General features: G+C 53.9%; 18 protein-coding genes and 1 tRNA gene. 9 read left to right on the top strand and 10 right to left on the bottom strand.

The features are described 5' to 3' along the window. Positions 1 to 92 precede the first annotated feature (92 nt). The 3 genes from araD to LG297_RS02410 all read left to right on the top strand — a co-directional run bounded on the left by araD (position 93) and on the right by LG297_RS02410 (position 4,660). Positions 93 to 1,835, top strand: coding sequence for an L-arabinonate dehydratase (gene araD / locus LG297_RS02420; protein WP_404424771.1), 1,743 nt, complete (start codon positions 93 to 95; stop codon positions 1,833 to 1,835). A 16-nt stretch (positions 1,836 to 1,851) separates the two neighbouring features. Next, positions 1,852 to 2,574, top strand: a complete 723-nt coding sequence (locus LG297_RS02415) for a ribonuclease activity regulator RraA (protein WP_404424769.1) — start codon at positions 1,852 to 1,854, stop codon at positions 2,572 to 2,574. 337 nt (positions 2,575 to 2,911) lie between these two features. Continuing rightward, on the top strand, positions 2,912 to 4,660 hold the full coding sequence (locus LG297_RS02410; RefSeq protein WP_404424767.1) for an ABC transporter ATP-binding protein: 1,749 nt from the start codon (positions 2,912 to 2,914) through the stop codon (positions 4,658 to 4,660). A gap of 56 nt (positions 4,661 to 4,716) precedes the next feature. On the opposite strand, the gene LG297_RS02405 is transcribed toward LG297_RS02410, so the two are convergent. From LG297_RS02405 to LG297_RS02375, 7 genes are all read right to left on the bottom strand, one after another. Then, complete coding sequence (locus LG297_RS02405) at positions 4,717 to 5,514, bottom strand: ABC transporter ATP-binding protein (protein WP_404424765.1); 798 nt, start codon at positions 5,512 to 5,514, stop codon at positions 4,717 to 4,719. Continuing rightward, positions 5,511 to 6,500 (bottom strand): FecCD family ABC transporter permease, encoded by a 990-nt coding sequence (locus tag LG297_RS02400; RefSeq protein WP_404424763.1) that lies wholly within the window; start codon positions 6,498 to 6,500, stop codon positions 5,511 to 5,513. Before LG297_RS02400 ends, LG297_RS02405 begins: the two co-directional genes overlap by 4 nt. A gap of 46 nt (positions 6,501 to 6,546) precedes the next feature. Continuing rightward, positions 6,547 to 7,680, bottom strand: coding sequence for an ABC transporter substrate-binding protein (locus LG297_RS02395; RefSeq protein ID WP_404424761.1), 1,134 nt, complete (start codon positions 7,678 to 7,680; stop codon positions 6,547 to 6,549). A gap of 78 nt (positions 7,681 to 7,758) precedes the next feature. Then, on the bottom strand, positions 7,759 to 10,056 hold the full coding sequence (locus tag LG297_RS02390) for a TonB-dependent receptor (RefSeq protein ID WP_404424759.1): 2,298 nt from the start codon (positions 10,054 to 10,056) through the stop codon (positions 7,759 to 7,761). A 173-nt stretch (positions 10,057 to 10,229) separates the two neighbouring features. Then, the gene (locus tag LG297_RS02385) at positions 10,230 to 11,258 is read right to left on the bottom strand and encodes a FecR family protein (protein WP_404424757.1); all 1,029 of its coding nucleotides are present in this window, start codon (positions 11,256 to 11,258) and stop codon (positions 10,230 to 10,232) included. A gap of 155 nt (positions 11,259 to 11,413) precedes the next feature. After that, positions 11,414 to 11,944: a sigma-70 family RNA polymerase sigma factor gene (locus tag LG297_RS02380; RefSeq protein WP_404424755.1), complete on the bottom strand. Its 531-nt coding sequence runs from the start codon at positions 11,942 to 11,944 to the stop codon at positions 11,414 to 11,416. A 278-nt stretch (positions 11,945 to 12,222) separates the two neighbouring features. Beyond that, positions 12,223 to 12,308: transfer RNA gene (locus tag LG297_RS02375), tRNA-Leu, on the bottom strand. Between the two features lie 222 nt (positions 12,309 to 12,530). On the opposite strand from LG297_RS02375, the gene LG297_RS02370 reads away from it, so the two are divergent. The 4 genes from LG297_RS02370 (at position 12,531) to LG297_RS02355 (ending at position 17,072) form a co-directional block, all read left to right on the top strand. Continuing rightward, complete coding sequence (locus LG297_RS02370; protein ID WP_404424753.1) at positions 12,531 to 13,118, top strand: YqaA family protein; 588 nt, start codon at positions 12,531 to 12,533, stop codon at positions 13,116 to 13,118. 28 nt (positions 13,119 to 13,146) lie between these two features. Beyond that, complete coding sequence (locus tag LG297_RS02365; protein ID WP_404424751.1) at positions 13,147 to 13,656, top strand: disulfide bond formation protein B; 510 nt, start codon at positions 13,147 to 13,149, stop codon at positions 13,654 to 13,656. Between the two features lie 242 nt (positions 13,657 to 13,898). After that, positions 13,899 to 14,795: a helix-turn-helix transcriptional regulator gene (locus tag LG297_RS02360; RefSeq protein WP_404424749.1), complete on the top strand. Its 897-nt coding sequence runs from the start codon at positions 13,899 to 13,901 to the stop codon at positions 14,793 to 14,795. Between the two features lie 108 nt (positions 14,796 to 14,903). Further along, the gene (locus LG297_RS02355) at positions 14,904 to 17,072 is read left to right on the top strand and encodes a TonB-dependent siderophore receptor (RefSeq protein WP_404424747.1); all 2,169 of its coding nucleotides are present in this window, start codon (positions 14,904 to 14,906) and stop codon (positions 17,070 to 17,072) included. A gap of 61 nt (positions 17,073 to 17,133) precedes the next feature. Here the strand turns inward: LG297_RS02355 and LG297_RS02350 are convergent, their stop codons facing one another. Further along, positions 17,134 to 17,925 carry a helix-turn-helix domain-containing protein gene (locus tag LG297_RS02350; protein WP_404424745.1) on the bottom strand — a complete coding sequence of 264 codons (792 nt, stop codon included), beginning with the start codon at positions 17,923 to 17,925 and terminating at the stop codon, positions 17,134 to 17,136. Between the two features lie 219 nt (positions 17,926 to 18,144). Here LG297_RS02350 and LG297_RS02345 point away from each other — a divergent pair, with 219 nt between their 5' ends. Beyond that, positions 18,145 to 19,068 carry an MBL fold metallo-hydrolase gene (locus tag LG297_RS02345; protein ID WP_404424743.1) on the top strand — a complete coding sequence of 308 codons (924 nt, stop codon included), beginning with the start codon at positions 18,145 to 18,147 and terminating at the stop codon, positions 19,066 to 19,068. A gap of 65 nt (positions 19,069 to 19,133) precedes the next feature. Here the strand turns inward: LG297_RS02345 and LG297_RS02340 are convergent, their stop codons facing one another. Both LG297_RS02340 and rpmB read right to left on the bottom strand, forming a co-directional pair. After that, positions 19,134 to 19,700 (bottom strand): HNH endonuclease, encoded by a 567-nt coding sequence (locus tag LG297_RS02340; protein ID WP_404424741.1) that lies wholly within the window; start codon positions 19,698 to 19,700, stop codon positions 19,134 to 19,136. Between the two features lie 372 nt (positions 19,701 to 20,072). Further along, positions 20,073 to 20,366 carry a 50S ribosomal protein L28 gene (gene rpmB / locus LG297_RS02335; RefSeq protein WP_062951537.1) on the bottom strand — a complete coding sequence of 98 codons (294 nt, stop codon included), beginning with the start codon at positions 20,364 to 20,366 and terminating at the stop codon, positions 20,073 to 20,075. A 491-nt stretch (positions 20,367 to 20,857) separates the two neighbouring features. Here rpmB and LG297_RS02330 point away from each other — a divergent pair, with 491 nt between their 5' ends. Continuing rightward, positions 20,858 to 21,613, top strand: a complete 756-nt coding sequence (locus LG297_RS02330) for an SDR family oxidoreductase (protein ID WP_404424739.1) — start codon at positions 20,858 to 20,860, stop codon at positions 21,611 to 21,613. The last annotated feature ends 27 nt before the right edge of the window (positions 21,614 to 21,640 follow it).

Below are 21,640 nucleotides of genomic sequence, written 5' to 3'. Positions count from 1 at the left end.
TTTTAGAAATCACAGAATCAATTCCGCCAATCCATCGGGATGCCACATCAACACAAACAATCCGTCCCGAAACAGGAACGCCCGAGGTTTCCATGAACGAACAAACAAAGAAAAAAGCTGCCGACCTTAGAAGCGCGCGATGGTTTGCCCATGACGATTTGCGATCATTCGGGCATCGCTCCCGCGCCATGCAGATGGGTTTGGGGCCGGAAGACTGGGAAGGCAAACCGCAAATCGCTATCATCAATACGTGGTCTGATGCCAATCCCTGCCATGCGCATTTCAAGTTCCGGGTTGACGATATCCGACGCGGCATTAGCGAAGCGGGAGGTTTTCCTATGGAACTTCCGGCGATCTCGCTTTCGGAAAGCTATGTCAAGCCGACCACCATGCTCTATCGCAACATGCTGGCGATGGAGGTCGAGGAACTTTTGCGTTCTCATCCGGTCGATGGCGTTGTCCTGATGGGCGGATGCGACAAAACCACACCGGGCCTTTTGATGGGTGCCATCAGCATGGGACTACCCTGCATCTATGTTCCGGCCGGCCCCATGCTGCGCGGCAACTGGCAGGGCAACACCCTTGGCAGCGGATCGGACGCGTGGAAATACTGGGATGAACGGCGCGCAGGCAATATTTCCGATGAACAATGGCTTGGCATCGAAGGCGGCATTGCCCGGTCATATGGCCACTGCATGACGATGGGCACTGCCAGCACCATGACCGCCATTGCCGAGGCGATGGGCTTTACCCTGCCTGGTGCGACTTCCATCCCCGCAGCCGATTCAAATCATATCCGCATGTGCACGGCATCGGGCCGGCGGATCGTGAGAATGGTCTGGGAAGATTTGCGACCGGATCAAATTCTGACCAAGGCAGCGGTTGAAAACGCCATCACTGTAGCAATGGCAACCGGATGTTCGACCAACGCGGTCATTCATCTGATCGCGATGGCGCGCCGTGCCGGTATCGATGCGTCGCTCGATGATTTTGACCGGCTTAGCCGCACGACCCCGGTCATCGCCAATATCCGTCCCAGTGGCGAAACCTATCTGATGGAAGATTTTTATTACGCTGGCGGTCTGCGGGCTCTTATGCACCAGCTTTCCGAAAAACTTGATCTGTCCTGCAAAACGGTGACCGGTGTCACGCTGGGAGAAACGCTGGAAGGGGCGGAGATATACAATGACGATGTCATTCGCCCCCTATCCAACCCGGTTTATCAGGAAGGATCACTTGCCGTATTGCGCGGCAATCTCGCCCCGGATGGTTGCGTTATAAAGCCATCCGCCTGCGATCCGCGATATTACAATCATACCGGTCCGGCACTCGTGTTTGACAGTTACCCGGAAATGAAAGAAGCCATCGAGGATGAGAACCTCGATGTGACAGCGGACCATATTCTGGTCCTGCGTAATGTCGGGCCGCTCGGCGGTCCGGGCATGCCGGAATGGGGAATGCTGCCGATCCCCAAAAAACTCGTAAAACAGGGCATTCGCGATATGCTGCGCCTGTCAGACGCCCGCATGAGCGGCACAAGCTACGGCGCGTGCATGCTTCATGCCGCCCCCGAAGCCGCCATCGGCGGCCCGTTATCCCTATTGAAAACCGGGGACATGATCCGGGTCAGCATTCCCGAACGCAAGATCGACATGCTGGTTTCCCACGAGGAACTCGCGATCCGCAAAACGCAATGGAAGGCGCCCGAACCGGCCTTCCAGCGCGGCTATGGCTGGATGTTTGGCCGTCATGTCAAACAGGCCAATGACGGCTGCGATTTCGATTTCCTTGAAACCGGCTTTGGCCCGACCGCCGGTGAACCCGATATCTACTGATCCGGAGACGCGATAAATGAGCTCAACTCTTACCTCTGACCTACGAGACAGCTTTGCGCAGGTCAGCACGGCGACACTGACCACTGCCCTTTTCAAACGCGGTCTTCGCAATCAGTTCATTCAGGATGTTCGCCCCCTTCGCGAAGGACGTGGCAATATGGTGGGCGAGGCTTATACGCTGCGCTATATCCCTGCCCGCGAGGACCTGAACGATATTTCGGCTTTCCGAAACCCCGATCACCCGCAACGCATTGCGGTCGAACAATGCCCGTCGGGTGCCGTGCTTGTAATCGACAGCCGCAAGGATGCACGCGCCGCATCCGCCGGATCGATCCTTGTCACACGCCTGATGAAACGCGGTGTTGCCGGTATCGTTACCGACGGTGGTTTTCGTGATTCACCGGAAATCGCCAAGCTCGATATCCCCGCCTACCACAACCGCCCATCCGCCCCGACCAACTTGACCCTGCATCAGGCGATTGATGTCAATATTCCGATTGCATGTGGTGATGTTGCAATATTCCCCGGCGATATCGTGGTTGGTGATGATGAAGGTGTCGTGATCGTCCCGGCACATCTTGCAGCGGAAATCGCGACAGAGGCCGTCGAGATGACCGTGTTCGAGGACTTTGTCACCGAACAGGTCCTGGCCGGAAAATCCGTCATTGGCCTTTACCCACCCACCGACGATCAAACCCCGATTGATTTCGCGGCATGGCGGGTGATCCGCAAACGATAGATCATCCCCTAAATATCTGCAGGCTCTGTCGGAGCCTGCAGATCGCATTATGTCAGCCTACCCGATCTTCGATTGTGCAGGCATTAATTCAACGTCCCCTGACCGAACATCCGCCTCTAACAAAATGCTACTCTTGGCAACAAAACACCTGCCAGGAGTGTATTGGGCTTAATTCGGACGCTTGGAAGCCGTATCCGCAGAACGGCCATTCGGCAACGCCGATAAATAACGGCTAAATTTGCATCGCATCAATTGCTAATAGTAATCAATTTCGCTATTCCATGTGATAGCAACTGCCCTGATATCGCGATTAATCCTCCGTCACCGGATCCGCCCCATGCTGAAAGAATTCTTTTCCTACTATCTGCCGCATAAACGGCTTTTCATGCTTGATTTCGGGTCGGCTGTCCTGTCAGGCATCCTGTCACTTGGCTTTCCGGTGGCGGTTGCAGGATTTGTCGATGTGCTGTTACCCAAGCAGGATTGGCTGTTGATCGGACTGGCTGCCGTCGGGTTGCTTCTGGTCTATCTTGCCAATACCGGTTTGATGGCCGTGGTCACCTATTGGGGCCATGTTCTGGGTATCATGATCGAAACCGAAATGCGCAAACGCGCGTTCGACCATTTGCAAAAGCTTTCTTTCCGTTTTTACGACAATCAGAAGACCGGCCACCTGGTGGCACGCATCACCAAGGATCTTGAAGAAATCGGCGAGGTTGCCCACCACGGCCCCGAAGACCTGTTTGTTGCAGTCATGACCTTTGTCGGGGCGCTGATCCTGATGTTTACCGTACATACCGAACTGGCGCTGATTGCAATGACGATTGCGCCACTGGTGATGTGGTTGGTCGTCCGGTTTGGCGGAGAAATGACGCGCAACTGGCAAAGTCAGTTTGGCCGTGTCGGCGCCTTCAATGCGCGGATCGAGGAAAATGTCGGCGGCGTTCGCGTTGTGCGTGCCTTTGCCAACGAGGATCACGAACGCGCCCTGTTTCACAAGGATAACGAACTTTATCGCCATGTGAAATTGCAGGCCTATGGCATCATGGCGATCAGCCTTGCGATCAATTACCTCGGCATGCGGATTGTCCAGGTCGTCATTCTGGTGACGGGGACCTATTTCGTTGTAACCGGCGGGCTGACGGTTGGCGGGTTTGTCGGCTTCCTGCTACTGGTCAATGTGTTCTATCAACCGCTCGAAAAGATCGCCGCTGTTGTCGAAACCTATCCCAAAGGCATCGCCGGTTTCAAAAACTATCAGGCATTGCTGGCAACCGAACCCGATATTGTCGATCGTGATGGTGCGCGTGATATCGAAAACCTCTCCGGCAATGTTGCATTTGATCAGGTCGGCTTTGGATACAGCCCGGAACGCACTGTACTCAATGATATCAACCTTTCGATCAAATCCGGTGAAACGGTTGCCTTTGTTGGCCCGTCCGGGGCGGGTAAAACCACGCTTTGTTCGCTGGTGCCACGCTTTTATGATGTGACAGCGGGCAGGATCACAATCGACGGGATCGATATTCGCGATATCAAAATGAAATCGCTTCGCCGTCAGATCGGCATCGTCCAGCAGGATGTTTTCCTGTTTGCTGGTACATTGCGCGACAATATTGCCTATGGCCGCCTTGACGCCACCGAGGATGAAATCATTGACGCCGCCCATCGCGCCCGTTTGCGAGAACTGATTGCAGACATGCCTGACGGGCTTGATACCGTGATAGGCGAACGCGGGGTCAAACTTTCTGGTGGACAAAAACAACGTGTCGCAATCGCCCGTATTTTCCTTAAAAACCCGCCGATCCTGATTCTCGACGAGGCGACATCAGCCCTTGATACCGAAACCGAACGCGCCATTCAGCAATCGCTTGATGAACTGGCCAAAGGCCGCACGACACTGGTGATTGCACATCGTCTGGCCACCATCCGCAATGCCGACCGGATCGTCGTAATCACACAGGACGGCATTGCCGAGGAAGGCACCCACGATGCCCTGATTGCAGCCGGTGGCGCTTATCGCCGCCTGCATGATGCACAATCACTTGGCATCAGGACCGGTAATAATAAGACCGACTGCGCCTGAGGCGTAAAAACAAAACGGCCCGGCGGTCGCAAAGCCGGGCCGTTTTGTTTTTGCGGTTATCGGGCAACCCGTTTGCCGGAACGAATTGGCCGGATCACCTGCACCACGGGCCGGCCTTGTTCATCGTGCGAAACCGACGTTTCGACATGATAGACGCGCGCCAGATTATCGGGGGTCAAAACCTCGCCGGGGGTTCCGGATGCAACGATTTTTCCTGCTTCAAGCAATACAATCCGGTCGCAATAACGTGCTGCCAGATCAAGATCATGCAGGGCAGCAATCACCACCCCGCCGCGCTCAGTCAATCGTTCCCGCACAAGATCCAGCACCACCATCCGCCAATGCAGATCAAGCGCCGATGTCGGTTCATCAAGCAGCAAAACATCCGGGTCACGCAGCAATGCCAGCGCAAGCCCGACCAGCTGACGCTTGCCGCCCGATAAAACATGCAGCGGCGACAGGGCAAATTCATCCAACCCAAGCCGACTAAAGATATCCTCGATCCGATCAGCCAGTTCGCGATCCGAAAAATCAAGATCAAGGGCGCGTGCCGTACTCCACATCAGTTCGGTCGGCATCAGAACACTTGGATTGGGCGGTGTTTGCGGCATGGTTGCCACCCGACGATGCCATGCCCTGACGTCCATGTCCTCCCGGTTGCTGTCATCCAGGAGGATCCGGCCATGATGGGTCTTCTCGCCGGTCAGGCACCGCATCAGGGTCGATTTACCCGATGCATTCGGGCCAAGAAGCCCCAATATCTCGTCATCGTGCAATTCAGGCAGATCAACATCATGCAATATCCGGGTCCGGCCATAGGACGCGGAAATACCGGTGGCGAAAAAGATCGTCATATCGCTTTTCTCCGCCCGGCAAGAAGCCCCAGAAAGACCGGCACGCCGACAACAGCGGTCAGAATGCCAACCGGAATGATGACACCGGGGACAAGTGCCTTGGACAGGAAAGACGCCAGCGACAGGATCAATGCCCCGCAAATCGCCGATCCCGGCACCAGCAAACGGTGATCCTCCCCCAGAAGCAGGCGGGCGATATGCGGCCCTACCAACCCGATGAAGCCGATTGCCCCAACAAAACAGACAGCAAAAGCTGCCAAAACGGAAATGCGCAGGATCACCCACATGCGAAGTCTGGCGACATTGATCCCCATGCTGCGCGCATGGGCCTCCCCACCGCGGAGAAGGGTCATGATCCAGACCTGTCGCAGGGAAAAGGGCAGAATAATCACAAAGCACGCCGCCACCAGCCCGACTTCAAGCCATCCGGCACGGGTCAGATTGCCGATGGTCCAGAATACGATCTGCTGAACGGCTTCGGCACTGGCCAGATATTCCAACCCCGCGGTCAGGGCATTGCAAAGGAACACCAATGCAATGCCGAACAGAACAACGGTTTCGCGCGCCCCGCCACTCCATCGCACAATCAACAGGATCAATATCCCCGACCCCAGCGCGAAAAGCAGCGCCATCACCGGCAAGATCGCGGTTTCGGGCAGGAAGGGCAGAACCGGGACAATTACGATTGCAAGGCTGGCCCCGAGAACCGCAGCCGAAGACACGCCAAGCGTAAAGGGACTGGCAAGCGGATTATCAAGAATGGTCTGGGTTTCGATCCCTGCCAGCCCCAATGCTGCCCCAACCGCAAGCGCAATCAGCGCATCGGGTAGGCGGACTTCCCAAAGAATAATCCGGTGCCGAAACGCCAGCGATTGCGGATCAAGAAGACCACCAACAATATCGCCGATATCAAGCCCTGCCGGCCCCGCCGCCAGATCAAGACCAAGACTGAGAAAAAGCGCCAGAATCATTGCAGATATGATCATTAACCTGCGACGATGAATGGCTCCAAACCGGTCATGAAGCGAAAGATCAGCGGGCACCATGATGCACCGTCGCACTATGAACACCGCGAAGGTCGAACGGTAACCAGATGTCGTAGATATATTGCATGGTTTTTTCCGGATGAAGATCGGCAAACAGGTCCGGATGAATCCATGTTGCAAAGGCTTCAAGCGCCACAATGTTAAAAGGCGAGTTATAAAAATTGTGCCAGATGCTATGTGCTCGGCCATTCCGAACGGCATCAAGGGCTGCAAATTCCGGCGCGGCGAGATAGCGTGCGAGACTGTCGGCGGCCATATCGGCCGTCATTCCCGCACCAAGCGCAACTGGCAAAGCCCCGTCCCGATATTCCTTGACCGTACCCGATGCTGTCCCGATCCAGACATCCGGATTTTCCGTCAACAGAAACTCTACCGTATGCTGGGCCGTTGGTCCGGGGGCGACGGCATCGGCAATATTAAGGCCGCCCGCCTCACCAACAAACGGTCCCAGCATGCCCTCTGCCATGCCCCTGCAACATTCGAAACGACCGGGATGGGCCTGCAAAAATACTGTCGGACGGACATCAACATCCGCGACCCGTTTGCGAATGGTCTCAAGCCGGCTTTGGTAAAAGGCAATATAGTCGCCTGCCCGGTCCTCCGCCCCCAGTACACGACCGAGAATTTCAATAGATGGCAGGGTGTTGTTCAATGGATCAGCCCGAAAATCGATAAAGATGATTTGCGCACCTGCGGCCGTAAGCTGATCAATCATTTCTGCATTTTTTGCCCCCGGGCCGTGGTCATTCAGCCCGAAAATCGCCAATTGCGGGGCCAGATCGATAATCTTTTCGACCGAAACGCTATCCTCGCTGCGCCCGCCAAATAAGGGGATGTTTTTTGCATCGGGAAAGTCGGCAAAAAGCTGCTGTTCAAGATCGGGCTGTGTCCAGCCAAGCGGAGTCATCATACCGACCACATCACCAACCGGATCAGATGGCCGCAACATGGCCAAAAGCGGAATATACCGCCCCTCACTGATCACCAGCCGTTCGACCGGCGTTTCAATGCGCACCTGTCGCCCGGCAAGGTCAGTTATTTCAATCGTTTCAGCCCGCACAGGAAGGCTTGCCATCAAAGCCAGACCCGTCAGAAAAAGCGCGCGCATCACATGCAGCATGCCACTTTGCCTCCGTTAACAGAAAAACCTGGGACCGGCGAACCGGTCCCAGGCAATGCATCAAAATCCTTTAAAACCCTAGAAGCGCGCCTTGGCCATCAACAGGAAAGACCGGCCCGGTTCATAAAGCGGAACAACGTTGGTGAAGTCCTGCCCATAGGTCGCACGATCTGCATATTCTTCATCAAAGATGTTGTTTGCTTCGATGCGAAGCGTCAGATACTCGGCTGCTTCGGGTTGATATTCGGCATAAAGCCCGACGACCTCATAGGCTTCCTGTGCCGATCCACCAGCATCTGCGGTATCGGTATTTTTCAACGCCGCATCAAGCGTCCCGCCCAAGGTCAGATTGATCGTGTCTATCCGGTGGGCAGCTTCGAGCGCAATGATCCGACCAAGCGGCGCACCAAGATATTGGGTACCGTCAGAATCACCCGGTTTGCCATTCACGGTGATTTCGCTGTCGGTATAAGACACGCGCACAAAACCCGGTCCCCAATTGTAACCGGCACCAAGGTTGTAACCACGCGTTTCAAAGTCAACGACGACCGACGGACCGGGTGTCCAGCCCGGATCACGGGCATTGTCAAATACACTGCGGAAAATACCGGCATTAAAGCTGAACCCTTCGTGATGGACTTCAAATCCGGTGGTGTAGTTTTCCGAACGAACCGGCTTGATACCGTCGCTATAATCCCATGCCGGGTTCAGGATAAAGTTTTCAGCCAATGCAATACCACCCCAGACATTGGAATAACCTGCATTGACCGTCAGAAAATCAGTAACATCAACCGCCGCAGATACGTTACCGCTCAGCCCGTCATTTTCAAACTCTGTACCGTCAATACCAGTAAATTTCTGTGTATCGCCACGCATACCAAACGAAAGACGCAAAGGATCAAGCGGCTGGATACGTGCCTGCGCATAGGCACCAAAATTGGTAGCCTCTTCGTCTGCATCGGTATCCGGCCCATCGTATTCGGCAAAGTCATTATAAAAATCGACACCGGTCGTAACCGTATCGCGGTCCGTCAGATTAAAGTCATTTTCGAACTTTCCCGAAAAGCTGCCGGTCGTGCCACGACTTTCTTCCGTCAACGGCGCGTACAGATATGTCTCGCTATAGGCCAGAACCGCTTTGGGATCCCAAAGGCCTTCCGCACCAGCCTGCCCGTAATTGAAGGCAAAGTTACGACGACGCATATCATAACCAAGTTCGTCCGGTTGATCCCGGTTGGTCAGGTCGGTCATATTGGCACGATATGGACGCTGCGCCCGGTCACGGACCTGTTCCCCGGAAAACTCGAACCGATGACCACTTTGGGCTTCATAGGCGGTCTTGACCAAGCCGGAACGCATATCGGCTTCGGTACCAGGGACCTGCTCGCCATTGCCTGCTTCGTAATCGTCACCCTTGGCCCATTTGAAATAGCCCAGTAATTCAAAACCACCGGCACGCCCATAGGATGACAGATCGTTGGTGAAGGTTTCGCTATCGGTGTCATAACTGCCTTTGACGAACCCGCCAAGTGAGCGACCGGGTTCCAGAACATCGGCAACATCGACAGTTTCGTAAACAACCGCACCACCAAGTGCCCCCGGCCCGGCATCTGCCGGAGCCACGCCCGGATCAATCCGGGCCGCCTTCAGGAGGCTGGGGTCGATCAGATTCGTCCCGCTATGGTGAAAAACCTTGTTGTTCTGGCGCGCGCCATCAATGGAAACCGCAAGATTGGTTTCCTCGATTCCGTTAACATAAAGCTTCTGGTTCAACGGGATCGATCCACCGACCGAAACACCGGATTCACCGGCAAAGACTTGTTTGACATCCTGCGGATTGCGGCGATCCAGATCCTCACGCGTAACACGGATGGAATTGGCCCGATCTGCAGCCCCCGGACGATCATCGGCCGCACTGGCTGCTTCGATCAGGATCGGGCTGACCATGGTTTCGGATGCGTCACTGCTTTGCGCCGAACTTGTGATCGTGACCGATCCGTCATCGGCAATCCGATACATAAGCCCGGTTCCGGCCAAAAGACGTTGCAACGCAGCCTCGGTATTCATCAGACCGACGACGCCATTGGTTTGCACATCACGAACCAAATCGCCATGGGCCGAAATCTGAAGACCGGCCTGCTGCCCGAAAAGGGCAAGCGCATCGGCAAGTGGTTGTCTGGCAATATCAAAATCATGTCGCTGGCTGGCCTGTGCCAGTTCACTGGTTACGGCTTGGGCTGCCGTGGCCGACGCCGTATTTTCCATCGCACCGGCCGAAAATGCGATCCCCGAAACCGCAAATGCCGATAATGCTGTCGACATCGCAAAGGTGCGACGCCATTTCCCCGAAGCCATCGACAAATTAACCCCCGTCATAAAGCTCAGTCTCCGCCTGGTTTTACGTTTTACAGAATGGGTGATTTGCAAATGCGAATTAAGTTCACCCTTTAACCAAGCAACGAAGGGGGAGGACACGATATTCAAAAAAAGTTGCGATTTTTTCTTAATATCAATTTTCGCCGTGCTTTTCCGGCGACTTCAAACAGGCGCTATTTGGATGACAGCATAAGAATCCACGGCGAAATTTCACGCAGAACAGCTCCCTGCGCATCTGCCACCGCAGCAAGGGCCTTCTTGGGGTCTTCAAGGTTATAAATCCCGGTCAACGGCTCGCTTCCGAGTGCATCATCGCTGATCAAAATCCAGCCATCGAAATAACGGTCAACAGTTTCAACGATCTCGGCAACCGACTGATCCTTGGCGATGAGGCGCCCGTCGCGCCATGCTGCCACCAGTTCGGGCGCAATCGTCTGGCGGACAAATGAGCCATCCAAGCCAACATGTATCATGTCACCCGCACCAAGTTCGGATGGCCGGTCACCACGGGTATGTTCCACACGAACCCGCCCGTGTTCGACCGCGACATCAACGCCATATCCACCACGACGGACATCGAACGCAGTCCCCAGGACCGTCGTTTCGGTTTCACCGGAAATCACACGAAACGGTCGATCCGCCATTGGCACAACGTCAAAAAACGCCTCGCCTCGCAACAGTTCAATCTGTCGTTCGTCTCCGGCAAAATCCAGCGCAACCGCACTATCTGGGGCCAGATGCAACATGCTGCCATCCGGCAGTTCGACGACGCGCATCTCGCCGGTCGGGCTTAGATAATCTGCATTCAGATCAATCATCCAGCCCGGCACGGCAAAGACCAACAAGCACGCGACCAGCGCAAACCCGGACAGGCCAAGCGAAAGCTGCCGCTGCCAGAATGGATGCGCGCGCCGTCCGCGCACCGTGGCAATCGGATCGGCATCCGGCATTGCAGTGACGCGATCTTCGCGCGCAACAGTCGGTTGTACTTGTTCTATCCCGTCCTGCCATTCCGCGACATGGACCGGCACAGTCATATCAAGCATCTGCCAGACACGAAGTGTCTCGTCCCAGTCGACGCGATTTTCCGCACTGCTTTCAAGCCACACATCATGGCGGGCACGCAAATCCGGGTTATCGGGCTCATCGCTAAGCAATGTGATCCATTCGCTTGCCGACCTTGGCATCGTCATATCGTTCATCGCCTCGCATCTCTCCATGTGTTTCGCAGGACAGCGGCCGCTTTTGCGGTCCGGTTTGCGGGATTTTTCATGTCCTGACACATTGCGTTGCTTCCTTACTGAATAAACGATGGCGGTCTGCTGAATTTTCAGTTTTTCAGCATTTTTGCACTCGCTTACCTCTCCCTGGCCAAACGCGTTTTGCAATGCTCTATCGCGTCGGTCACCAGCGCGTGTGCCGTACCAACCGAAATATCAAGCCTTGCAGCGATTTCAGAAAATTTGCAGCCGCCAAACCGGTGCATTTCAAGGGCAATGCGTGACCGGGTCGGAAGCTCCGCCAATATCTGTTCAAGCAGCCTAAATTCGCTACGCGCAATGGCCTGAGCTTCGGGATCCGGCCGGTCTTCGGGAACGGCGTAGGTCATGCTGTTTTCATCAATGCCAACATGGTTGCTTTCGCGTACCATCTTGCGCCGACCATCTATGGCAAGGTTGCGAACGATCCGGAAAATATAGCCAACCGGCTCATCAAGCCTGTCATCCATTTTAACGGTACCCGCCCGTTCCAGCCGGAAATAGGCGTCCTGCACAACATCCTCGGCAGCCGCACGGTCGCCGACAATTGCGCGCGCGTAATTGACCAGTTCGCGCCTTCTGGTCACGAACAGGGCGAGCAATTCCTCGTCGCGCCAACTTGCAACCATGGGCCCCCGACAGATCACATCCCGCAGCGAAGCAACTGCGAATTGTTTGCATTTACTTTGAATTTGTCATGCTGTCAAACTCCCAACCACTGCGGCATTCAACCACAAACCGGGTTCGACCTGTGCGGCGCTACGGGAAATCCTTGTGTTTCGTCATCTGTTTCGCGGATCAATGGACGAGCTCTAAAAGGTTACAGCCCGCACAGACCGTTACAACGCAGGACTGTTCTTGCTCTCAAACATGATCATAAAAATGGTAGAACCAAGGAAAACAGCGATGGTGCCCCCGGGGAGAATCGAACTCCCACTCTCAAAGAGAAACAGATTTTGAGTCTGCCGCGTCTACCAATTCCGCCACAGGGGCAGGCACATATGGGTGCGTTGCGCACCCGCCATCGTGGGGGCGGATAATAGCTGTAATTTTCGTTCGGTCAATGGGGCTTTGCGCAAAAATTGTATCCTGATCCGCATGTGGCTTTCGCCGGGAAAAGGTCATTGCGACACAAGGCCAAATGCGGTTACATCACCCCCATATCGGCCACCGCGCCGCATTGTTTTTATCGTCTTAACCGCAAAGGGCGTTTCCGTGCTGCGCAGCCTTTATGACTGGACCCTTGGCCTGGCCGCCCATCGCCACGCTGCCATTGCACTTTTCATTATCGCCTTTGTGGAAAGTTCGGTTTTCCCAATCCCGCCCGATGTCCTGCTGATCCCGATGATCATTGCCGCGCCAACGCGAGCATGGCGCTATGCATTAATCTGCCTTATCGGGTCTGTTCTGGGTGGCATTGCCGGATATGGCATCGGTTACTTCCTGTTTGAAAGCATCGGCCAACCGGTATTGCAGCTTTACGGCTATAGTGCGAAATTCGATATATTCCGCGATTATTATAACGAGTGGGGCGCATGGGCGGTATTTATCGCGGGAGTAAGCCCGTTCCCCTACAAGGTCATTACCATCCTGTCTGGTGTGACAGCACTTGATCCGGCAATATTCATGGTCGCATCGGTTCTGGCGCGTGGTATGCGCTTTTTTATTATTGCAGCCCTGATCTGGAAATTCGGCCCGGTCATTCGCGACTTTATCGAAAAACGGCTTGGCCTCGTTTTCACCATATTTGTTGTGGTTCTTGTCGGTGGATTTGCGGCCATCAAACTGATCCCGCACGGCTAATACCGTAAAACGATAACGGAACGACCCGATGATCAAATTGCTTCGTGCACATTATGCCCCGGCCTTGCCGCCGGTTGCGATTTTTCTGATATCTGCCGGAAGCCTTGGCTTTGCCTTTTACGCCCAATATGTGCAAAAGCTTCTGCCCTGTGTGCTGTGCCTGTATCAGCGCATGCCGTTCTATGCTGCCGGCGGCCTTGCCATTCTGGCCCTTTTGCTGCTGCGCATACCCGGCGCTTCACGTGTTCTTGTTTATCTATGTGGTGTGGCTTTTGCCATCGGCACCGGGATTGCGATCTATCACGTCGGTGTTCAGGAACTCTGGTGGGAAGGCCCCGCAAAGTGCGGCGGCCTGACCAGCAGTGCGGCATCCGTCGCGGACCTGAAAGCGCAACTGATGGCACAACCGATTGTTCGCTGCGACAAGATTGACTGGACCCTGTTTGGCATTACGATGCCGACAGTTAATGTCTTTTTCTCGGCCGTTCTGACTATCCTGTGCCTGATTGCACCATCACGCTGGATGAAGAAGCAGTAAGACCATCACATTACGTTACGTTATCAAAGTCCGCCAAACACACGTCTGGCGGACTTTTTCATACCCGCATTCAATGCGGGGGTGAAAAAACAGGAAAATCCCGACATCCTCAATAATGATAATGAGAATTGTTCTTGTTTGCATGCAGCTCTTCTTATAATCTCCCCTCCTTCAGTTAATTTCCAAATACGGGATCAGACACTTGCTGATCCCGTTTAAATACAGGAAGGACGATTGCCGGAATGCCAAACAAGACATTCCATCCGCAAATGACCAGCAAGATAGAGGGCTTCTCGCTTCTCGAAGAGCTCCGCTTTCGTCGCTGGAATACAGTGATTACCGATCTTTGGCATGTTGCATGCGATGATCGGGCGCGCGGAAACTATGTCTCCCAAGCACCAAGGCTTGTGGCCATTCTGGATTGTAGCGGGCAATCGAAATTTCGGGTCAATGTGCCTGGCGAAACTTCCGGTACTGAACATCATGAACAGGGCTGCCTTTCCTATATTCCGGCAGGGATGGAAATTTCATCCGAAGTCTTGGAAAAATGCCGGTTGCGCCATCTCGATATCCATCTTGATATCGCAAGCCTTGAAGCACACCTTGGGCAGGAAATTGATCGTGCTGTTCTTGAAACGCCGCGGATCGGCTTTTGCGATCCGCGCATCAGATCGCTTGTGCATATGATTGCCGATGATCTCGCAAGCGACATTCCGTCACCGGAACTTTACGGTGAAAGTCTGGTCACCGCGCTAACAAGTGCACTGCTCACGCCACTCCCCGAAAATGACACACCCCGAAAACGTGGCAAGCTTGCCCCGCATCACTTGCGTAAATCCGTGGATTATATTGAACAGAATTGCGGCCGCGTGATCCGCCTTGATGAACTGGCGGAACTGACCGGACTATCGCAGTCCTATTTTTGCTCGGCATTCCGCGAAACAACCGGGATGCCGCCTCATCAATGGCAAATGAAGGCGCGTATCGAACGTGCCAAGTCCATGCTGCGCGATGCTGCCACACCGCTGGCCAGCGTGGCAGCACATGTCGGCTTTGCCGATCAGGCGCACCTGACCCGGGTGTTCCGCCGCATCACCGGCACCACACCGGGCGTATGGCGACGCGAACAGGCCGCCTGAAAATAAACCAAAATCCGTTCAATACGACCAAATAGGGTTCAATATCCGGCTTTCCCAACCATGCTATCGGATTGTCATACATGACAATTGATGCAGGGAATTGCCCGAATGACGTCCATCACGCACTTGCGGTTTAGAAACACCCTACTTGGCAGCGTCGCCATTCTTTGCGCAGGCTTGCCAATACAGGCTGGCGCACAGGAAGCAACAAGCGAAGCAAACGAGGAAATCGTTGTTGATCCTCTTGTGATCAATGCCGAACAACCTGAAACACCTACTTCACCTGTAAAGGGATATGTTGCAAAGCGCAGCGCGACGGGCTCGAAAACAGACACGCCGCTCAGCGAAATTCCGCAATCTGTTTCGGTCATCGGTCGAGAAGAAATGGATAGCCGGGGCGTCAACAAGGTTGATGAAGCTTTGCGCTATACCAGCGGTGTTTTCACCCAGCCCTACGGTTCGGATACCGACACCAACTGGTTCTATATTCGCGGCTTCAACGCGACACAGACTGGCGTCTATCTCGACGGCCTGCAGAATTATGCCTTCGGCTTCGGTTCGTTTCTAGTCAATGATTACAACCTTGAACGCATTGAAGTTCTACGTGGCGCGGCATCGGTTTTGTATGGCGGCACCAACCCAGGCGGGATGGTGAACTATGTCAGCAAACGTCCAACAGCAGAAACACAGCGCCGTCTTGAACTATCGGTAACAGATACAGGAAAGTTTGGTACCGGTGTTGACTTTAGCGACCGGTTGAGCGACGAAGCTGCCTATCGCGTAACCGGTCAATTCACAGCGGGCGAAGAGTACGTCGATGAAAATGAAGGATTCCAGGGCTCAATCGCACCCAGTTTTCTTTGGAGCCCAAATGAAGATACCAGTCTGACACTGCTTAGCAGTTTTACCTTCGTCGATGGTCAACACAATGGGGGGCTCGGCTTCCTTCCTTATACCGGTACAGTTGTTGACGCTTCGTATGGCAAGATCGACCCAGAAACCAACTTTACGGAGCCAAGCCGTGACAAGGAACTGCGCCGCCAAATTATGGTTGGCTATGAACTGGAACACGACATCAATGATGATCTGACTTTTCGACAGAATGCACGCCTTGGTCACACCAACATTCATGAAGTCTATTACTACCCCAACGGATATTCATCAGGCGGCCCTGACCTCGCTCGTGTAGGCTTCGAACATCGCACACGAATGACATCAGTTGGTCTCGACAACCAATTGGAGCAGAGCTTCACAACCGGAAGCTTAAACCATACCGTGCTTGGCGGTATCGACTTAAAACATTACCAGATGGACCAGACTCAGGCATCCCCATCCTGGCCGGAAACTGCGACGCCGATTAACCCTTTAAACCCGGTTTATGGCGCAGATCAACCGGCTTTGGTACCCTACCTTGATCAGAACGTTTCAATGAATCAGGTCGGCCTCTATATGCAGGATCAGATCAAATTCGGTGGTGGCTGGATTACCACTTTAAACGGTCGCTATGATTATATATCGACGGACAGTGACGATCCGATCTCAACTTACAACAACTTCAGTGATACCGAAGGGGAATGGAGCGGCCGAGCCGGTCTTGCCTATGCTTTCGACAACGGCCTGACGCCGTATGTAAGCACCTCAACCTTCTTCAACCCGGTTCTGGGCTCAAGCTCGCTTGGCGTGTTTCAACCTGAAACAGGTGAACAGTACGAAGCAGGTCTGAAATATGAACCACAAAGCTTCGACGGCCTGTTCACCGTCGCTGTCTTTGATCTTACCCGGCAAAATGTTGTTACCGGAACTTTCAACAACGAGCGCCAATTGGGCGAAGTCAATTCCCGCGGTATCGAATTTGAAGCCAAAGCAAACCTGACCGAAGAACTAAGACTGACAGCTGCAGCCACCGCTTTTGATCTGGAAGTCACCGAGGATGAAGATCAAAGCGTTATCGGCAAACAACCGGTCACTGTTCCGACCGAAATGGCCAGCCTTGGTCTTGATTACACGTTCCGTCAGGGAATGCTTGAAGGTTTCCGTCTGGGTGGCGGTGTACGATATCAAGGAGCTTCCTATGCCGATGAAAGCAATGAACACGAAGTGCCCTCCGCAACTGTGTTTGATGCCGGAATTGGCTATGGCGTCGCCGATCAGTGGGACCTCAGCCTGAATGTATCCAACCTTCTCGACAAGGAATATGTCGCGGGTTGTAGCTCTATCACCGCCTGCGGTTATGCTGAAGGACGGAGCGCCCTGCTGAAGCTTACTGTGAACTGGTAAGTCACTGCACAAAACAACTTGGCGAAAACACCGCTCCAACAGGGCGGTGTTTTCATTTCGCTCAGGCTTTCACCAAGCTGCAATAACGTTCACTGATTGTATTCACCGCCATTCTAAGATCTTCGGCATGCCGGGCTGCGAACATGTCTTCATCAATCATCCCTGCGGTCCAGACCAGATTGATGACACCAGCAATGCCTTGCCTTCCGGGGATTGCCATCGCGATGGCACGTAGACGATCATTGGCAACACTATCCCCCCAATAGTCCGGATCGCGCAGCGCATATCCGCGCTTTCGGATTTCAGCCAACACACCATCAAACCGGCTGCGCAAGGCCCCTGCAATGCCGAGGCCTGCCAAGATCTCTTCACGTTCTTTGGCCGGACAATATGCCAGATAGGCTGGCCCCGCTGCGGACCGAATCATATCCACACCAACCTCCAGCTTTCCGGGTGCAACAAAAAGTGGGCTGACGGACCGTGTACTTTCAATAACCTGCATATGATTGCCATTACGGAGCAAAATGTCGGACGGCCACTGTACACGAGCTGTAAGATCACGCATCACGTCACAGGCAATGTCGAGAAATTCGGAAAGATCGGTCATACCGTTCTGCAAGGGGTGCGATGTCCAGCTGACATTTGCCCGATACCGGCCATCGCCCATGCTGCGCCGTATAAAACGCTGATCGAGTAAAACCGCCAGCAATCGCCGCAATGTCGTTTTGGGTAAACCCGTTAGGCGCATCAGATCGGCAAGCCTGCATCCCCCTGCTTTATCCAGAATACGCACAACCATCAATCCGCGCGCCAAGGCACGGTTGGTCAACTCTTCGCGTTTTTCCTTACTCATGCCGTCTGCTCCCAACTTTGCATGCGTGTTTTCGCATGTCATTTTGAATCCTTATGATAACGCCTTCGTCATATGGACCGCTATGCGGCCCATAACATCAAAATAGAACAACCGCCAATGTCAATTTCTAGGGTTTGTTGCCTATCACCCGTAGCCTTTGGGAAGCGCCAAAAATACAACAAGGCGCCCATATTGATCTATTCGCATCGGGAGGAACCTATGCACAAATCCGTAAAAACCTCGGGCATTCTTGGTGCCGTTCTTTTTACCTGCTTTGCCATGCTTGCCCCACAGATAGCGCAAGCCGAAACCAAAATCGTCATGCTGGGTACGGGAACACCGGTTCCCGATGCCGACCGCGCAGGTGCCGGAATTGCTGTTGTCTATAACGACGAGGCCTATGTCTTCGACATTGGCGGTGGCGTGGTTCAGAATGCCATCGCCGCAGCACAGAAAAAGAATATATCCGGCCTGTACCCGACCAAAATCGATCATCTGTTTTTAACCCACCTGCACAGCGATCATGTCCTTGATTATCCGGAACTGATCGCAACTTACTGGTGGCGACGCGCCAACCAGATAAAGGTTTTCGGCCCCGTCGGCACCAAAAGCATGAGCGAGGGTGTCTATAAAATGCTCGCCGATGATACACAGACCCGCCTTGGTGGAAACCAGCCGGTTGTCAATCGTGACGCTGCCTATGCCGACGTTACCGAGTTTTCGGATGATGGCGTCATCATCAAGGACGGGGATGTCACAGTCGAGGCATTCGCGATCACACATGGCAACTGGGACAATGCCTTTGCTTATCGCGTTACCACGCCTGATCGCGTTGTCGTCATTTCCGGCGATACGACCTATAATGAAAAGCTGCGCGAAATCGCGCGTGGTGCTGATGTCCTGCTTCACGAAGCCATAAGCCATGAAGGCTGGTCAGGACTTCCCGAGAACTGGCAGACCTATCACGCTTCGGCGCATACTCTTTCAACCGACCTGGCAAAACTTGCTAATGAAACCAGACCGGGCTTGCTGGTGCTTTATCATGTTCTGCATTATTCGGCTCCGATCGAAAGCACATTGAATGAAATAACCGAACGTTATGATGGCAAAGTCGTTCTGGCCAGCGATCTGGATGTATTCTGAGCCATAGCAGGCAAAAAGCCGACGAGATATTCGTCGGCTTCTTCATCTCTGCCGGGATTGGAAAATCAGAAATCGTATTCCAGTTCGGTATCCCAATACAAAAAATCCCGCCAACTTTCGTGAAGATAGTTTGGCGGGAAGCGGCGTCCGATAGTCTGGAGTTCGTGCATGCTCGGCTGTTCGGGGACCCTGCGCAGCCGAAGTCCGGCTTCCCGGATCGATCGACTGCCCTTAAACAGGTTACAGTCCGAACAGGCCGTCACAATGTTGGACCAGTTCGTGCGACCGCCCCGCGACCTTGGAATGACGTGATCAAATGTCAGATCACTGGTCGGCAAACGATCCCCGCAATACTGGCAGGAGAACTGATCGCGGAGGAAAACGTTGAACCGGGTGAAGGCCGGGCTGCTTTTGAGCGAAACATATTCCTTGAGCGATATGACACTCGGCAATTTCATTTTGAAAGACGGGGAATGGACTTCACGGTCATATTCCGAAAGAACATCAACGCGTTCCAGAAACACTGCCTTTAGCGTATCCTGCCAAGACCACAAGGACAGCGGGAAATAGCTTAACGGCCGGAAATCGGCGTTAAGAACAAGTGCCGGACACGCATTGGGCGATAAATGCATATCATCCGCTCCACCGTGTTTACCGAGTCGCACCCACTATTTAGCAGGTTCGCGAATCGCGGGTGATGAAAATATCGTGACGTTTCATCAAGCCATGCGACGCGGTCGCGTAAATCACTGATAGAGCAAAGTATAGCCCAATTTTCGCAAAGCGCAAATGCCACTTGGTGCCGAGTCGCAAACATCTGGTCAAACTCTGCGGCAAGAAGTACGACTCGTCACATCTCGCACCGCACCCGACACAAACAAAAAGGCCGTGCATCGGTGATGCACGACCCTTTTATGGCCCCGGAACAGGGCAATCCGAATTCTTTGAAAAACGAAAGGCCCGCAATCGCGAGCCTTCGTAATTCTTAAAGCAGAAAGCGTACCTCAGGCAGCTTTTGCTTCAACAGCCTTGGCGACCTGGCGTTTGATTTTCACCAGCTCCGCCGACAGCTTGGAAGCTGCAGTGCCGAGCACATATGCATCCAGACCACCACGTTTTTCAATGGTGCGGATCGCATTGGTGGTCAGACGCAGACGCACCGAACGACCGAGCGCCTCGCTCAGCAGCGAGGTCGGCTGCAGGTTCGGAAGGAAACGACGTTTGGTGCGGTTGTGGGCGTGGCTCACATTCATGCCGACCAAAACGCCTTTGCCGGATACCGGGCAGCGACGTGCCATGACCTGATCTCCTGGTCTATAATTCGCAAAAGGACGCTTGGCCTGACATGCAGGCCCGCGCTTGGAGCCGGGTTATTACCGTCTCTGACAGATGCCGTCAAGCCTTCATCCACGCTTTTACGCGACAAAAACACCTGTTTTACGCAATCCGTTCATATTGCATCGCGCAAGGATGGCTTTTCCCATCTCAACCACACGGAATCAAGCGATTTTCCCCGGTACAGCCTATACCCCCGGTTCGATTTTCCCTTTCATATCGCGAAGCATTGCCCGATTCTGAACGGCGATTGCCAGATGCATATATATTAAAGTGTGCATCCCCCCTTCATTGCCGTCGGCCAATTTAACCCCGCAGTAGTTCCACAGAACTTTCTTCATAAAAAATGCCCTGCCATGTCACTTTGGCAAAATCCGTCTCGTCTTGTTTATGAGCGTCGACGGAATGTCATTCCGATGTCCGAGCGCTCAAGACCAGCTTGAAGGGTTCAGACATGAAAATCGTCATTATCGGCGGCACAGGGCTTATCGGCACCAAAACCGTCGCGCGTCTCGCCGCACGTGGACATGACGTGATCGCGGCCTCCCCCAATACCGGTATCAATACAATCACCGGCGAAGGCCTTTCAAAGGCACTTGAAGGAGCAGAGATCGTTATTGATCTTGCCAATTCCCCGTCTTTTGAAGACACCGCCGTCATGGAATTTTTCCAGACGTCTGGCCGCAACCTTTTGTCGGCCGCCAACGCCGCCGGTGTCCGCCATCACATCGCCCTGTCGGTCGTCGGCACCGATCAGTTGCAGGGCAGCGGTTACTTCCGTGCCAAAAAGGCACAGGAAGACCTGATCAAAGCATCGGGCATCCCCTTTACCATTGTCCATTCAACGCAGTTTTTTGAATTCGTTAGCGGCATCGCCAATGCCGGGACGGTCGGTAATGACACTCATCTTTCAACGGCCTTTATCCAGCCGATTTCATCGAACGACGTTGCCGATGCGATGACGGTCTTTGCCCTTGGTGAACCGGTGAACGGCATTGTCGAAATCGCCGGACCGGATCGTTTCCGAATGCACGAACTGGTCGCGAAATATCTTCGCGCCATGCAGGACCCGCGCACCGTCATTGCCGATCCCAAAGCAGCTTATTTCGGCGTTGAGCTTTCCGAAAATGCCCTCGTGCCGGGCATCAACCCGCGACTTGGCACGAACCGGTTCGAAGACTGGCTGGGCCATTCGATTGCCGCACAGTAACTGCCGTCACGGCATCCCCCTTCTATC

The sequence above is a fragment of the Thalassospira australica genome (assembly GCF_044790785.1).
Classification (GTDB): domain Bacteria; phylum Pseudomonadota; class Alphaproteobacteria; order Rhodospirillales; family Thalassospiraceae; genus Thalassospira; species Thalassospira australica_A.
Note: the sequence above shows the minus strand (reverse complement) of the source record. Positions and strands in the feature narration are given on the sequence as shown.